Origin of the sequence: Allobosea spartocytisi (assembly GCF_014764685.1) — a bacterium.
GTDB classification, from domain to species: Bacteria; Pseudomonadota; Alphaproteobacteria; order Rhizobiales; family Beijerinckiaceae; genus Allobosea; species Allobosea spartocytisi.
In genome coordinates, this window is the sequence record NZ_JACXWY010000024.1 from 15693 (window position 1) to 30637 (window position 14945).

The 14945-nt window shown below is 59.7% G+C and carries 15 protein-coding genes; 9 read left to right on the forward strand and 6 right to left on the reverse strand.

Going from position 1 to position 14945, the window contains the following annotated elements:
- The first annotated feature begins 120 nt into the window (after positions 1-120).
- Both IED13_RS24385 and IED13_RS24390 read left to right on the forward strand, forming a co-directional pair.
- Positions 121-642, forward strand: coding sequence for a DUF805 domain-containing protein (locus IED13_RS24385; protein WP_210323740.1), 522 nt, complete (start codon positions 121-123; stop codon positions 640-642).
- A 260-nt stretch (positions 643-902) separates the two neighbouring features.
- Positions 903-2744, forward strand: a complete 1842-nt coding sequence (locus IED13_RS24390) for a ribonuclease J (protein ID WP_191125735.1) — start codon at positions 903-905, stop codon at positions 2742-2744.
- 77 nt (positions 2745-2821) lie between these two features.
- Here IED13_RS24390 and IED13_RS24395 read toward each other — a convergent pair whose 3' ends face one another.
- Both IED13_RS24395 and IED13_RS24400 read right to left on the reverse strand, forming a co-directional pair.
- Positions 2822-3694, reverse strand: a complete 873-nt coding sequence (locus IED13_RS24395; RefSeq protein WP_191125736.1) for a bestrophin family protein — start codon at positions 3692-3694, stop codon at positions 2822-2824.
- 191 nt (positions 3695-3885) lie between these two features.
- Positions 3886-4098: a hypothetical protein gene (locus IED13_RS24400; protein WP_191125737.1), complete on the reverse strand. Its 213-nt coding sequence runs from the start codon at positions 4096-4098 to the stop codon at positions 3886-3888.
- Positions 4099-4281: 183 nt separating this feature from the next.
- On the opposite strand from IED13_RS24400, the gene katG reads away from it, so the two are divergent.
- Positions 4282-6456: a catalase/peroxidase HPI gene (katG, locus tag IED13_RS24405; protein ID WP_191125738.1), complete on the forward strand. Its 2175-nt coding sequence runs from the start codon at positions 4282-4284 to the stop codon at positions 6454-6456.
- A 353-nt stretch (positions 6457-6809) separates the two neighbouring features.
- Positions 6810-7769 (forward strand): LysR substrate-binding domain-containing protein, encoded by a 960-nt coding sequence (locus IED13_RS24410; protein ID WP_191125739.1) that lies wholly within the window; start codon positions 6810-6812, stop codon positions 7767-7769.
- A gap of 47 nt (positions 7770-7816) precedes the next feature.
- Here the strand turns inward: IED13_RS24410 and IED13_RS24415 are convergent, their stop codons facing one another.
- Together IED13_RS24415 and IED13_RS24420 are read right to left on the reverse strand one after the other, a co-directional pair.
- Positions 7817-8338, reverse strand: a complete 522-nt coding sequence (locus tag IED13_RS24415; RefSeq protein ID WP_248312755.1) for a nuclear transport factor 2 family protein — start codon at positions 8336-8338, stop codon at positions 7817-7819.
- Between the two features lie 43 nt (positions 8339-8381).
- Positions 8382-8843: a carboxymuconolactone decarboxylase family protein gene (locus IED13_RS24420; RefSeq protein WP_191125740.1), complete on the reverse strand. Its 462-nt coding sequence runs from the start codon at positions 8841-8843 to the stop codon at positions 8382-8384.
- Positions 8844-9244: 401 nt separating this feature from the next.
- Here IED13_RS24420 and IED13_RS24425 point away from each other — a divergent pair, with 401 nt between their 5' ends.
- From IED13_RS24425 to pdxR, 5 genes are all read left to right on the forward strand, one after another.
- Positions 9245-9736, forward strand: a complete 492-nt coding sequence (locus tag IED13_RS24425; RefSeq protein WP_191125741.1) for a GNAT family N-acetyltransferase — start codon at positions 9245-9247, stop codon at positions 9734-9736.
- A complete protein-coding gene (locus IED13_RS24430) occupies positions 9733-10350 on the forward strand; it encodes an FMN-dependent NADH-azoreductase (protein WP_191125742.1) in 618 nt (205 codons plus the stop codon). The genes IED13_RS24425 and IED13_RS24430 overlap by 4 nt, the downstream gene beginning before the upstream one ends.
- On the forward strand, positions 10347-11102 hold the full coding sequence (locus IED13_RS24435) for a DJ-1/PfpI family protein (protein WP_191125743.1): 756 nt from the start codon (positions 10347-10349) through the stop codon (positions 11100-11102). The genes IED13_RS24430 and IED13_RS24435 overlap by 4 nt, the downstream gene beginning before the upstream one ends.
- Before the next feature lie 90 nt (positions 11103-11192).
- Entirely contained in the window at positions 11193-11927 is a 735-nt protein-coding gene (locus IED13_RS24440; RefSeq protein ID WP_318652311.1) for an NAD-dependent epimerase/dehydratase family protein, read from the forward strand.
- A 22-nt stretch (positions 11928-11949) separates the two neighbouring features.
- Positions 11950-13371: a MocR-like pyridoxine biosynthesis transcription factor PdxR gene (pdxR, locus tag IED13_RS24445; protein ID WP_248312756.1), complete on the forward strand. Its 1422-nt coding sequence runs from the start codon at positions 11950-11952 to the stop codon at positions 13369-13371.
- Positions 13372-13460: 89 nt separating this feature from the next.
- On the opposite strand, the gene IED13_RS24450 is transcribed toward pdxR, so the two are convergent.
- Positions 13461-14105, reverse strand: coding sequence for an RES family NAD+ phosphorylase (locus tag IED13_RS24450; RefSeq protein WP_191125746.1), 645 nt, complete (start codon positions 14103-14105; stop codon positions 13461-13463).
- Complete coding sequence (locus IED13_RS24455; protein ID WP_191125747.1) at positions 14102-14920, reverse strand: hypothetical protein; 819 nt, start codon at positions 14918-14920, stop codon at positions 14102-14104. The genes IED13_RS24450 and IED13_RS24455 overlap by 4 nt, the downstream gene beginning before the upstream one ends.
- Positions 14921-14945: the final 25 nt, after the last annotated feature.

Genomic DNA, 14945 nt, shown 5'->3' on the forward strand with positions numbered 1-14945 from the left:
TCGTCAACCTTCGCATTGGGAAGAATCCGGCGCGTGAAGCCGCATCTCCTCACCCTCTCCTCAAGTTCGAAAGCCTCGGGCCTCGCTGAGTAATGAAAAAATGCGCAAGACCTCTATGGAATGGAATCCAGCGTGGGCATCAATGAAAAGCTAAGCCTCCGGGAGCTGATGTTCGGCTTCGACGGTCGAATTGGCCGCTGCGGATTTCTCAAATACACTGGTATTCTCTGTATAAGTCTCTTCATAGGCTTTGTGCTCTGTTCGGCATTGGTCGATGAGCTGGTTGTGGTCTTGCAACCCGCTAAGGTGTCCGCAATTTCCATCATGTGTGCGATAGGGGCTTGGCCTGCTGCCGCCATCATTTGCAAGCGTCTTCACGATATGGATCGTTCAGGCTTCCACAGCATGTGGATCTGTCCTTTATTCTTGCTCCCTTTGGGTTGGATGGCTCCGAGTTGGGCGATGGCAGACATTGGAGCGCTGTCAACTGTACTTAGCTGGCTAGCACTGGCACCAGGAACGATCGGACCGAATGTTCACGGCTTGAAAGGCGGTATGCGGGTTGATCGCATCATCGACACCCCGCGTACTGACAACACGATCGGGAAAGTGCAAGCCTTCCAAGAACAGGCGGCGGAATAGAGCGCCTGTGAAGCACTTGAAGCAGGTTATAACGCTGCCGGAAGGCGGACCCGAGCGCCAACGATTGCCAGAAGTTCTAGCACTTCTCGCGCATGTAGACCGCGTGACTCAGACCATCGGCAGAGCGCGATATCGCCCCTGTTGCGGTTTATTAAGGCGCGGCGGCGCTTACGACCCGAGATCAAACAAAACATCCGTCCCTAATTTGTTGCCGGCCGTCACCCGGAGGCAGCCCCTTACACTCGAAGAAAGAATATCGAATGCACAATGAAATCATCGAAATCGATGCGCTGGCGGAAATGCCAGCGTCGACGTCCGGTGCCATCCTAATATGTACCTTGGGTGGCGTCGGCGGCATCGGAATGAATTGGACCCTGTATGGCACCGAGGGAGGATTCATTCTTGTCGATGCTGGGACGACCTTCGCGCCGCGCACCGTCGCCGGAGTAGCGGCTGTGATGCCCGACCCGCGAATCCTCACCACGCTCGGCGACAGACTGAAGGGACTCGTCGTCACCCATTTCCACGAGGACCACGTCGGTGCGATTCACCGGCTGTGGCCGGGCTACGCGAAATGTCCAATCTTCGCCCCGCCGTTTGCCGCGCGAATGCTGACCGGCCGCTTTCAAGAAGCCGGAACCCAGGGCCAGATCTCTCTAAAGACATTCGACCCCGGCTCGTCGTTCCGGGTCGGCCCATTTCGAATCAAGACGATACCGGTTGCGCACTCGACGCCAGACTGTGTTGCCCTGTCGATCGAGACGAAGCAAACGCGCGTTCTGCACACCGGCGACTGGAAGATTGATGCCAAGCCCGGCGTTGGCAGCGTGACAGATTTGAAGGCTCTCGCCGAGCTCGGAGTGAAGGGCGTCGACGTTATGCTTTGCGATTCGACCAATGCCGACCGTGAAGTGCCTCAGACGACGGAAGCCGCCGTGCGGCGCGCGATGGAGAGTGTGTTTCGCCGTACGAAAGGAATGGTCTTCGTCTCGTCGTTTGGCTCGAACGTAGCGCGCATGGCCTCGGTGGCCCATGCTGCTAAAGCTACACGTCGCAAAGTCGCCCTTGCCGGTCGCTCTCTCCGGAGTGCTGCCGACGCCGCACAGGCGCTTGGCTTGACCAAGGATGTCCCCGCCTTTCTAGAGGACGCCGCAAAATTCAAGGGCACGGACCGGCGGGCTCGGGTATTGATGTGCACTGGGACGCAGGGGGAGGACAACGCCGCCCTCGCCAAGCTCGCTGCCGACCACGGTCCTGGTGGTGACGCGCGGCTGCCACGCGTCCTACCAGGCGACGTCGTTGTCCACTCGGCGCGCATCATTCCAGGGAATGAGGATTACATTCGGCCTATACTCGACAGATTGAAAGAACTCGGGGCGGAGGTTTTGACTGCAGACAGTCTTGTCGGAGGCGACCCTCTCCATGTTACCGGACACCCGTGCCGAGAGGATCTTCGTACGATCTATGCGGCGGTCCAGCCACGATTTGCCTTGCCAATTCACGGGAGCCCCTCTCACCTTGCCGCGCACGCGCAACTCGCAGAATCGCTGGGCATCCCGTCCCTCGAACCGGTCCCAGGTGGGGTCTATGAGGTTCACAACCATCAACTCTCATTTATCGGCCGGTTGGCGGCGGATCTCGTCGCCGTCATGGAAGACGGCGAAGGTTCGATTGTCCCATGGGACGGAGCAGCTGAGAGCCCTGTCCTGGATGCGGCTGCACGAAGTCGCTTCGAAGCGCACACGGAGCATCAGCGCGACCGCACAGCGCGCCGGACGTCTCGCACTTCCCGCAACGACCTCCAGACATCCGGAAGGAGAGGGGCGAAGCGGGATGTCGGCCAGGGTCGGAGTGAGCGGGCCGGGTCTCCACGGGAGAAGATGGGACGCAGCCGAAATTCCGCTGTGGCGAGCACCGCCAAGGTCGAACGTAACGACAAGCCTGGAGCCCAAAGGCGACAAAGGGAGCCAGTGACCGTCGCCGAAGCACACGTGAAGGAGACGCGGGCAGGGCGGAGTAGCGGGCTCGCGCGGAAAGCCTCGATAGCGCTCGACAGTAAATTCATCCAGCAGTTCGGAGGGTACCGCGAGATGGGAATATAACCGGTCGTCGGACAACGATGTCGCGGCCTAGCAATGCTTACCTGCGCATCAGACCTCGCCGCTCACACCTGCTGCGCTCAATTCAGGATCATTTTCGGCGGCGTCTCCCCCAGCGTCTCGAACACCGAGATCTCACAGGCATTGAAGAGACCGTCGAGGCCGGGATGGTCGGACGCGGCAGCGAACGGATCCTCGAGTTCTTCAGACAGCGCGTCGAGGCCGAAGAAGGAATAGGCGATCATCGCGGTGAACACCGGAGATGCCCAACCGGTCGTCGAGTTCAGCGCAATCGGGAGCAACAGGCAGGCGATGAAGGCCATGCGGTGCACCAGCAACGAGTGAGCAAAAGCCATAGGTCTGGCGGCGATCTGCTCGCATTCGCTCTGGATCCCCGAGATCGATGTCAGTCTCTCATCCAGAATACCAAAGCCGATCGAATCCACGGCGCCGAGGCTGCGATATGACTGAGTGCGACTGCACATGCGCCTGATCATTTCGTCGGCCGGATTCGCAAGCCTCGCCTCCATATCAGCAAAGGCGGCATCATTCGTGCTGCCGGTCTTGCGCAATTGTCCGCGCAGGAAATGGCAGAAGGCAAGCGCCTCCATGAGTAGGGCACGTTGCTCTGACCGTTCAGGAATGAAAGAGGTCGCGGCCCGAGCCAGATTGCGGATCTCGGAAACAAGGGTGCACGCTAGTTTGCGCGCCGCCCAGCATCGCTCGTAAGCAGCGTTGTTCCGGACCATCATATGAATCCAAAGAGGCGCGGCCGCCAACGTGAGCGGCGCGATGCGGAACGCACTTAAGTTGAGGTCGTACTGGCGCAACACGAAGCAGACGGTCATCGAATAGAGCGCAAACCCCAGGACGCGTGGCAGAATCCGCAGCAAGAGTGGGTCGAGCGCGAGAAGGTCAAGGTGCGCAGATATCACGCGGCGGCAGATGGCCATCGAAGGTCTTTCAGGGACCAGCGTCGGTCCTCAGCTGTCCGATCGTACGCAACCAATGCTCATTCAGTGCAGCCGCCAGCGACATCACTTGTCGCTCGTGAAGCTACGCACGATGATTTCGTAAGTCGCGATGCGACTCCGTTGACGCGACCAGCATTGCGGGCTCTCCGGTATGATCCGACTCGCAATCTTCAAAGCAGGTCAGAACGAGCACCAAGCAATGTTGCTATCACCAGCTCCCGCCCGGTTCGGTTTATCCCGATGCCGCTCGCCCTTTCTTCCGCCAGTCCGAGAAAAATAAGGCGTTCCGCCAAGGCCTTCGAGAGAGAGGGGTAGGGGCCGCGGTTCATTCGCTTAAGTGCGGTTCGTTCTTCGTCGGTGAGATCGCTCCAGGTAACTGTCACGATGGCCTCCTTGCGTGTGGTGGGCGATAAATAGGACACGCCTATGAAAGGGTTAGGGAGCTTATCATTCTCTTATGGGTCATCGCCTGTCATCGTCCTCCCGAACCAACCAATCGACGCGAAGCCATTCCGCTCGCGAACCGTCGATCCGTAGTTGGATACTAACCTCGACAGGAGACTGAGATGGACGCACGAGTCGGTGAGGGTGCCGCAAAATGCCCGGTGTTACATGGTGGAAATACATCCACCGAGAAATCCTCCACGGACTGGTGGCCCAAAGGTCTCAACCTCGACATCCTGCATCAGCACGATACCAAGACGAATCCCATGGGCCAGATTTTCGATTATCGTGAAGCGGTAAAGACGCTCGACGTTCAAGCGCTCAAGGACGATCTGGTCGCGTTGATGACCGACAGTCAGGAGTGGTGGCCGGCAGACTGGGGCCACTACGGCGGCCTGATGATCCGCATGGCGTGGCACTCGGCTGGGAGCTACCGCATCGCCGATGGGCGGGGCGGCGGAGGCCGGGGCAATCAGCGCTTCGCGCCGCTGAACTCGTGGCCGGATAACGTCAACCTGGACAAGGCGCGTCGCTTGTTGTGGCCGATCAAGAAAAAGTACGGCAACAAGGTCAGCTGGGCAGACCTGATCATTCTCGCTGGCACGATGGCTTATGAATCCATGGGCCTGAAGACCTTCGGTTTTGCCTTCGGTCGCGAGGATATCTGGAGTCCGGAGAAAGACGTCTATTGGGGGTCGGAGAAGGAATGGCTCTCACCGAGCAGTAGTCCTAACAGTCGGTACACCGGTGAGCGGGAGTTGGAAAATCCTCTCGCGGCCGTGATGATGGGTCTGATCTACGTGAACCCGGAAGGTGTCGACGGCAAACCTGACCCACTCTTGAGCGCAAAGGACGTGCGCGAGACCTTTGCTCGCATGGCCATGGATGATGAGGAGACCGTCGCGCTCACCGCTGGGGGTCACACTGTCGGGAAGTGCCACGGAAACGGCAACGCAAGCCTTCTCGGTGCCGAACCCGAAGCTGCCGATCTCGAAGAGCAAGGGCTTGGATGGAATACCGCTGGCGGTGCCGGCAAGGGGCGCCATACCGTCACGAGTGGCATCGAGGGGGCGTGGACCGCGCATCCAACAAGGTGGGACAACGGCTATTTCCATTTGCTGTTCAAATACGATTGGGAGCTCCGGAAAAGCCCTGCGGGCGCTTGGCAGTGGGAGCCCATTAATATCGCGGAGGAAGACAAGCCAGTTGACGTCGAGGATCCTTCGATCCGGTACAATCCGGTGATGACTGACGCCGATATGGCGATGATAAAGGACCCGATTTACCGAGAAATATCCGAACGCTTCCATAAAGATCAGGCCTACTTCACGAAAACCTTTGCGCGAGCTTGGTTCAAGCTCACGCACCGCGATTTGGGGCCGAGGACGCGCTACATTGGTCCGGATGTGCCGGCGGAAGCTCTGATTTGGCAGGATCACGTGCCGGCGGGCCGGACGGATTATGATGTCGCCGCTGTCCGAGCCGGCATCGCAGCCAGCGGTCTTTCCATCAAAGATAGGTTGACGACAGCCTGGGACAGTGCCCGGACTTTCCGCGGCTCGGACTTGCGTGGAGGCGCCAATGGCGCGCGCATCAAGCTTGCGCCGCAGAAGGCATGGGAGGGCAACGAGCCCGCGCGCCTGTGCAAAGTGATACCGGTGCTTGAGGGCATCGCAGCCGAAACAGGCGCAAGCGTCGCCGACGTCATCGTCATTGCTGGTAATCTGGCGATTGAACAAGCGGCTAGAGCCGGAGGTTTCGATATTTCCGTGCCCTTCGCCCCAGGCCGCGGCGATGCAACAGACGAGATGACAGACGCCGCGTCCTTCGACGTTCTGGAGCCCCTTGCAGACGGATTCCGCAACTGGATGAAGAAGGACTATGTCGTTAGCCCGGAAGAGTTGTTGCTGGAACGGAGTCAGCTCATGGGTCTCACGGCCCCCGAAATGACCGTATTAGTCGGTGGGTTGCGGGTGCTCGGCGCTAACTATGGCGGGGTCAAGCATGGTGTCTTCACGGATCGGGAAGGCGTCTTGACCAACGATTTCTTCGTCAATCTGGTTGACATGGCTAATACGTGGAAGCCAACCGCCGCCGGGCATTATGACGTGCGCGATCGCAAGACCGGGATGCTCAAGTGGACAGCGACGCGGGTAGATCTCGTCTTCGGTTCCAATTCGATCCTTCGCGCTTACTCCGAAGTCTACGCTCAAGATGACAACAAGGCGAAATTCGTCACGGACTTCGTGGCGGCATGGACCAAGGTAATGAACGCTGATCGCTTTGATCTGCACTGAGCCTGGATCCTACTACACCTCGATTGGGCGAGGATCACGAGCGGTTCGCCGCACCCGCGTTGTCCCGTCCAGAGCTCGGCGACAAGCCGGCCGACCGCTCGGATGGATCCGTCCGCGTCTCCCGCGGGCGGATGCGCTTATTGGCGAGCCACGAGCAGAGTCTGTTGGTCTGGGCGCGCAGCCTCGTGTGAGGCGACCTCTCGGCGCATAAATGGTGCGCCTACAAGTTTGCTGCGCCCGCAGCTGTCGGACCCGGTTGATGTGACGTGGCCACGCCGCCAGGGGCCAAGACATAAATAGGGCTCGTATATTTATTCGTTCCAATTCGTAAGCACGAGCGGCATAATCGCCAAATGAATTTGTCCAGCATCTCTCTCCGCGACCTCGAGTATGTGGTCGCTATCGCTGAACTCGGTAGTTTCGTGAAGGCGGCAGAACGGTGCCACGTCGCGCAGCCATCTCTCTCGGTGCAAATAAGTAAACTTGAAGCCCGGCTCGGGACCGTCATCTTCGAACGAACTACGCGACGGGTGATTGTGACGCAGAAGGGACGCGTTCTCATTGAGCAAATGCGAAAGGTCCTGCTTGAGGCCCAAGATCTTGTTGTCCTTGCCACCCGCTCGAAGCGGCCGTTCGGTGGTTCGCTTCGGCTCTCCGCAATTTCGACGTTGGGACCTTATTACTTTCCCCAGATCCTCCAGGGTTTGCGAGCGAACTACGCCGACCTTTCCCTCGTGTTGGGGGAGGGCAAAACCGGAGATCTCGTGAGTGCGTTGGTGGGCGGCGGCCTAGATGCCGTGCTCATTGCGGCTCCAGTTGCAGATCCTGCGCTTGCGCACGTCCCATTGTTTCGCGAGCCGCTCGTGATGGCCTGTCCAAGCGGACATGCGGCCGCCTCCAAAGCGGCCGTTGGCTGGAAAGGTTTGGCATCTCACGAGCGCTTATTGCTTGAGGAAGGGCACTGCCTTCGCGACCATGCGATTGCCGCGTGCGCCGATGTGGATCCTTCTGCTCGCCATGCCACTAGCCTCGAGACACTCAAATACATGGTCGCGGCCGGCGAAGGATGTACGTTGATTCCGGCGCTTGCGGTCCGCCCCTTCAACGGCCTGGAGTATGTGCCGTTACACCAGGCGCAGTATGCCCGCACGATTGTTTTGGCCTGGCGACTGAGCGACCCGCGGGATGATGAATTCCGAGCTCTCGCCACTTACCTGCAGGAGTTGAGCCCTGAAGGTATTGATATGGCATCAACACCTCAACAGAGGAAACGCGCTTCCGGCGGCGATAAAAGACCTTTGAAGAAGATCTAAGGCGCGCGAATCTCGGCGGCAGCTGCAACTCGTGGCGCCGACGATGACTAGATCATACCGTTGGCGTGCGCGAGAGTTTCGGGAATCGGTTGCGTTACATCCCAATGCTCGACGATTTTGCCAGCGTCGAGGCGGAAAATGTCAACCACGGCATCGCCACGATCGTCCGGATGACGGCGCTCCAATACGTGAAGGATGACATAATCGCCATCTGCCCATATCCGCTTAATGATGCCCCGCGATAGCGGATGATTCTCACGCAGGAATGCCAGGAATCCAGCGAAGCCCGCGATATCGTCGGATGCGTTCGGGTTGTGCTGTGTATAGGTCGGGCCGATATATTGTAGCGCCTTCTCAAAGTTGTGCTCGTTGAGCGCCGCCTCGTAGAAGGCGATCGAGGTCGCCTTGTTAGCCTCTTCCTGACGCGTCCCCACGCTCGAGACAATCCGACTGCTGTCCATCTCGAAATCCTCCTTATAACTTCCGTTCGCTTCGTGGACGCGGTTAGGCGAATGCGATCGCGTTCCGGTCGCCACCTCGTCTGAGAAGCCCTTTTCCGGACCAGACATGATCCCGCGTTCGACCAAATCAGCGCCTTTGGCCGAATACGCGTTAGGGCTCTGCAGAAACCGCAGCCTTCGGCGGGCGGCGAAATCCGATCGCGAAACGATTGAAGGTGTTCATGAGTCCAATCGCGAGGGTGAGATCGACGATTTCCTTCTCGCTAAAGGCGGCAGAAACGGTCTGAAAATCCTTGTCTGGAATCGATGTTTCAGCCACGAGAGTGACCGTTTCGGCCCATGCCAGTGCCGCCCTTTCCCGAGAGTCGAAAACCGGGCCTGCCTCTCGCCAGACCTGTACAAGAGCCAGCTTCTCAGGCGTGACGCCGCTTTTGATAAGGTCGCGAGTGTGGAGATCGAGGCAGTAAGCACAGCCATTGATCTGCGACACACGCAGATACACCAGCTCGACCAGAACTTTGTCTAGGCCCGACTGCGTGATGTAGCCGTACACACCGCCTAATGCCTTGTAGCCGGCAGGCGCAACCTTCTCATAGTCGATACGAACGCTCACGAAACACCACTCCTTGCTTTTTGGGCGGTACTCCCGCCGCTATGGACGGCAAAGACTGCGAGCAGCTTGGCGAGCTCGTCTGTGCCGTGGCTTCAGATACTGCGCGCGGGGCGCCTCGGGGGGAGCACCGCCACCCTCGGGAAAGAACGCCCGCTTGCCCGCCACAATGAGCCGGCGCCGTCGTCTTAAACAGAACCAAAATCGGTTCTTCGCAATGGGCCATCAGCCCACGAGAGACCGTTGCTTCAGCCGTGGCCCGTGTCCGATGTCAGCGGGCGCACAACAGATGGTCGCCACCTGAGCCATTGCCATGGTCCACTCCGGTTAGCGGTTCCTGGTCCTGACGTCGCGCACGGACTCCGCGTATCTCCTCATCGATGTACCCATGCATGAGGAGCATAATGCCGGATCCCATTTCAGCGCCGGATGCCGCCCAGGAAAATGGCCTCCCCGAGAAGGTCACGTTTCGGCATGCGCAAACCCCAAACGAGCTCGCCGCCTGTTTTCCCGTGATTTCGCAGCTGCGCCCCCGACTCAAAGGCTCGGACGAATGGCTGGAACGAGCATCCGAAATGGCGGGAGACGGATACCGTATCCTTGCGGCATGGGAAAACAATCGCGTAGTGGCGGTGGCGGGCTATCGCATTACGCAGAACCTGATTCACGATCGCTTCCTCTACGTCGACGATCTGGTGACATCCGACGAACAAAGGGGGCGGGGGCTTGGAGCGTCACTCTTGACAGAGCTCTCGGCGATTGCCGTCGACCAGCAATGCAATCGCTTGGTGCTCGACACCGCCGCAACGAACGAGAAGGCCCGCCGCTTTTATAAACGCGAAGGATTGATCGATGCCGTGATTGGGTTCGTCAAGCCATTAGGACAGCAGACATGAACATCCTCCATATCGATTGCAGCCCGCGGATAGAGTCGCATAGCCGAAAGATCTCCGCTGCTATTGTCGAGAGACTCCTCCGAATTGCTCCTGGATCGATCGTCACACGGCGAAACCTTGGCGCAGAACCGCTGCCACATGCTGCTCCCGAATACGCCGCCGCGTTATCGTGCGCAGCGGCATCGTCGGCTGCGTCGAAGGAGGCAACCGCACTATCGGAAGCCCTCATCCAAGAACTCGAGGCGTCCGATGTCATCGTCATCGGAACGCCGATGAATAACTTTACCGTACCCTCGGTGCTGAAAGCGTGGATTGACCAGATTTTACGGGTCGGTCGAACGATCATGCCAACACCCGAAGGTAAGGTGGGCACTTTGCAGGACCGCCCCGTTTTCGTCGCGATCGCCTCAGGCGGGGTGTTTTCGGGAGAGGGCGCCAATCAACCGGACTTCCTTACGCCATATCTTTCCGCGGCTCTTGGCTGCGTTGGCCTTCTGAGCCTGCAATTTGTTCCGGTGCAGGCGACTGCATTCATCGACGAAAACCAAGCGGCGTCGGCGCGGGAAGCGGCCTTGTCGAACATCAACCTCTCGATGATCGAGCAATCACAATGACGGAGAAAGCGGACGTGCACAGAACATCTCGACGATCGGTAATGGCCGCGATGGGATTGTCGGCCGCGATGTTGGCGCTTCCACGCGCGAGCCATGCCGCGCCAGCGACATCACGGTCTAGCAACACGCAGGAGGGCGAGCAGATGATCCTCGGGATGCTTATTTTTGACGGCTTCCAGTTGCTCGATGTCTTCGGGCCGCTTGAGATGTTTGGAGATATGCGCGATCAGGTCCGAATTGTCATGCTCGCCGAGCGTCAAGGTCCGATTGCAAGCAGCGCCGGCCCGCAGGTCATGGTCGACGCCACCATCGCGTCTGCACCGAAACTCGACATCCTCATGATCCCAGGAGGCGGAGGGACGCGTCGCGAGGTCAACAACACGGCGCTCATCGACGTGTTGCGATCGGTGGCAGAGGCCACGCCGCACGTTGCTTCCATATGCACAGGAGCCGCGCTTCTCGCTAGAACCGGGCTACTCGACGGAGTCCGCGCAACGACGAACAAGCGTGCGTTCAAGTGGGCGAGCAGCCAAGGCCAAAATGTCCAGTGGGTACGCCAAGCTCGCTGGATCGAGGACGGTAAGTATTTCACGTCGTCCGGCATCTCTGCCGGCACCGACATGGCCTTGGCACTCATCGTTAAGCTTTATGGTCCCGAGCGGGCGCAGGAGGTTGCGAATGGCGCTGAGTATCGGTGGAACCGTGATTCTTTGGATGATCCCTTCGCTAAACTGAATGGCCTGATAGAGTAGTTTCGTCGACCGCGAGATTCAGGAGACTTGGGGGAGCGCAGCTGGAAGACGCGCGGGCTGTATGCCGTGGCGCTTAATTAAGGGAATGCGGTGTTGCGAATATTCTTAGCTGGGGCCACCGGCGTAATAGGCCGGAATCTCATCCCGCTGCTTCTGAAGACCGGGCATAGAGTCACCGGCACCAGCCGAACAACCGAAGGCGTGCGGACGCTTAACGTTTTGGGCGCAGATGCGCTGATTGTGGACGTATTCGACCGGGATGCGCTGGATGAAGCGATGCTGACATCAGCTCCAAACGTGGTCATTCACCAGCTTACTGACCTGGCGGGTGGCACTGACCTGCAATCTCTGGTTCGCAATGCTCGCCTACGGCGCGAAGGAACGAAAAACCTTGTGGATGCGGCGCGCAAAACGGGGGTCACACGCATAATTGCACAAAGCATAGCTTGGGCGTATGCCCCGAAGACACCGCCTTATTCCGAAATCGATCCCCTTGATGCCGCCGCTCAAGGTCCCCGCGGTGTATCGGTGCGAGACGGCGTTGTGCCCCTGGAGGCAGCGGTGCTGCAGCCGGATGATCTCGACGGCATCGTGCTCCGATATGGCCAGCTGTATGGGCCTGGGACCTGGACACAGACGCCGACAGGCTCGTCTCCAGTGCATGTTGAGGCGGCAGCCTACGCCGCGTCACTGGCGGTCGATCGCGGGTCGCGCGGTGTATACAATATTGCGGATTCGGGAGGCGAAGTGGTTATCGACAAGGCACTGCGTGAGCTGCGCTGGAGCCCCGACTTTCGCTGCCGCGGGGATAGCGATGGGAACTGACGGGCCCTGGAAAACAACGGCTTTGACGCTGGATCGCGTCAGCCGGACCACGCTCGTCGATCAGATTGCCCACCATATTGAGGTCGCTATTTCGGAAGGCTCATTGCAACCGGGGGGCCGTCTTCCCTCCTGGCGGGATCTCGCGGGCCAACTCGGGGTGGCTCGCGGCACAGTAAGCGCCGCGTATGAAAAACTGATCGATCGGGGATTGCTCGTCGCGGCGGGGTCAGCGGGGACCCGCGTAGCGGCATCTTTTCCTCCAACCACGGTCACAACGGTTTCAGATGCAGAGAGCCTTCGCCCCCCGGACTTCCAATTTGGTGCGACCCGGGGTTTGATCTTCCAGATGGGAATTCCGGCTAACGACGCATTTCCGGCAACCCTCTGGGCGCGGCTCTATCGACAAGCGGTGCAATCGACCTCGACGCGCATTGACTATGGCGATCCACGCGGACTTTCCGAGCTTCGATCTGCGATCGCCTCCCATGTCGCGATAGCGCGAGGGATTGAGTGCTCGCCCGAGCAGATTCTCGTGACGAGCGGTTTCCGCAGCGGCCTCGGAATCGCATTGCGCGCGATAGGCGCGACGGGTAGGCAGGCGTGGGTAGAAGATCCCGGCTATCCTGTGACCCGCTTTGCTCTCGAGCTGGCTGGCGTACATCCCGTCTCCGTCGAGGTCGACGAAGACGGCCTCATCGTCGAGCAGGGCCGCGCGCTGGCTCCGCACGCGGCCCTTGCAATCGTCACGCCAGGCCAGCAGGCTCCGACCGGGGTACCACTTGGGGAAGGTCGCCGCCAGGAACTGCTTCAATGGGCGGCTTCTCGCGATGCGTGGATCGTCGAAGATGATTACCTTGCCGAACTACACTTGTCAGGTCGTTCGCCGCCGGCCCTTGCATCGGGAGAGGGCGCCAATCACGTCATCCACGTCGGTACCTTCAGTAAAACGATAGCGCCGATGATCGGGCTCGGCTTCATCGTAGCGCCCAGGCCACTTGCTCGACGTTTGATCGACGTGACCACGTGGTTAGGCGGCCCCCCAACAGCGGCGGTTCAGCTCGCCCTAGCGACGTTCATTCGCGAAGGCCATTATCTTCGCCACCTCAGGAAGATGCGGCGACTTTATGAGGAGCGCAGAAGCTGCGTCCTGGCCACCATAGCAAAACTTGGAGTGTATACGTCGGTGCCGGCAGCGCTTTCGGCTATGCTGCCGTTGCCCGACGGCTTCGACGATCAGCGTCTTTCGCTCGATGCACGAGCTATCGATCTAGCCCCCGCTCCACTGTCACCTTGGTTCGCGGCTTCATCACGGCCACGCTCCGGATTGCTTCTCGGCGTAGCCAACGTGCTCGAGCATCGAATTGAACAGGACTGCCGAAACCTTCTGGCGTTGCTCCGCAACCCAGGCCAGCGCCCCGGATATGCAAATGTTCTTTCTCAATGACGCGAGGCCTATGAGAATAGCGTCTTCACGTCGCAAAGGCGCGTTGAAGAGGATTGATCGCCGATCGCCATGTCCCGCTGGATGGCTTGCTACGAAATGATGGTGATGCCGGCGCGCTGGCCGAACCCGCGCAGTTCGAGCAGAAGGGTTGCGTCCGCGCTCACCTCGATGCAATCGAGCGCCTCGAAGTCAGCCTCGCGGACGCGATCCTCGAAGAGGATGACGCATTGGTCGGGATCGCACTGCCGCGATGTCCATATCAAGCCGTCGATATCCGGCCTGGCACGGTGGATCGCCTCGGCCCAAAGGACAGTTCGGACATAGGTCGATTTGGGGGTCTCGATGAGCTCGCCGCGGCTCAATCCCCACAGCTTGAGATCGGGTGCGAACATGCCCGCCACTAGCAGATCCCGTGTCGGTGAAATACGGCTAACGCTGCGCGCTTCTACGACGTCGAGGCGCACCGTCTTAAAAGCGGCAGTCGCATCGATGTCGTGGAAAATCGATTCAAAGGCTGCGGCCTCGCGCGACGTCGCCGCATAAAGTGTCGGTACGCAGGCGCCGGATGCGTCAGCGAATGGAGCGAAACGGGTAGGCTGGCCCATACACGGGTTGAACTGCGCCGATCGATAGCCAGAGCCGTGCGTCCGATGGAGGATCGTGCCTTTCGCGACCGTTTGGGTATTGATGCTTGGAAAAGGCGAGGGCGGGGAGGGTACGCTTACAACGCTCACCCAACCACCTCTTCGCCCTCTCTTTCAGCGGCGGCGACCACGGAGTGTGATTCGTCGAGCGCGTCGGCAGGAGCCCTGTCATCCAGCCAACCATTCGTCGACACGAACCAGAACGCTCGCTGCCACGAAGACATCCGGGCGGGGAGGGCCGCGAGCGCCTTCTTGATCGTTGGATGGGGCCGTCCCTCGCGGAATTGGAAAGCCGGGAAATACTCCTTGCCACGGTGCTGAACCGAGAAGATGTCGCCACTCTTTTTCCAACGAGCTGCCGTCGCATAAGGATTCTTGGTCTTCAGCCCAGCCTGCGCGCTGATCTCGGCGCTTGTGAACTGAGGGACTTCGGTAATGAAGCGGTCGCGGAGCTCGAGGTTATCTGCGGCTAGCGCCCCGCGCGCGTCGGCAAGGTCGTCGGGCAGGAGAACCTCGGCGAGCTTACTGATCGCGGACTCGAGACGACTCTCGTCCAACGTAGCGCTCACGCGCAGCACCATTTCGAGGAAAGCGCGCACCGCTCCTCGATGGCCTTCGCCGAGATCGGGCTTAAGCTGGAGAACGACGGACTGGCCGAGCGCGATATCCGCGGCCGCGGCCGCGAGATCCCCGATGCTTGGCGAGACGGAAGCTTGCGTTCCCCCGCCGGACGGCGCAGCTTCCTCAAGCGCCCGCAGGATCGCCGCAAGAAGGCGCTCGCGATCATTTAGCAAAGGACGCTCGTGGCGCTCCGATGCATCGGTTCCGCCAAACGTGTGTCCACCCGCGACCGGCGAAACGGGCCGGTCGACCATCAGAAAGGATGAGAACAAAGCGTCGGACATGGCGACCACGTGATATTGCGTATGA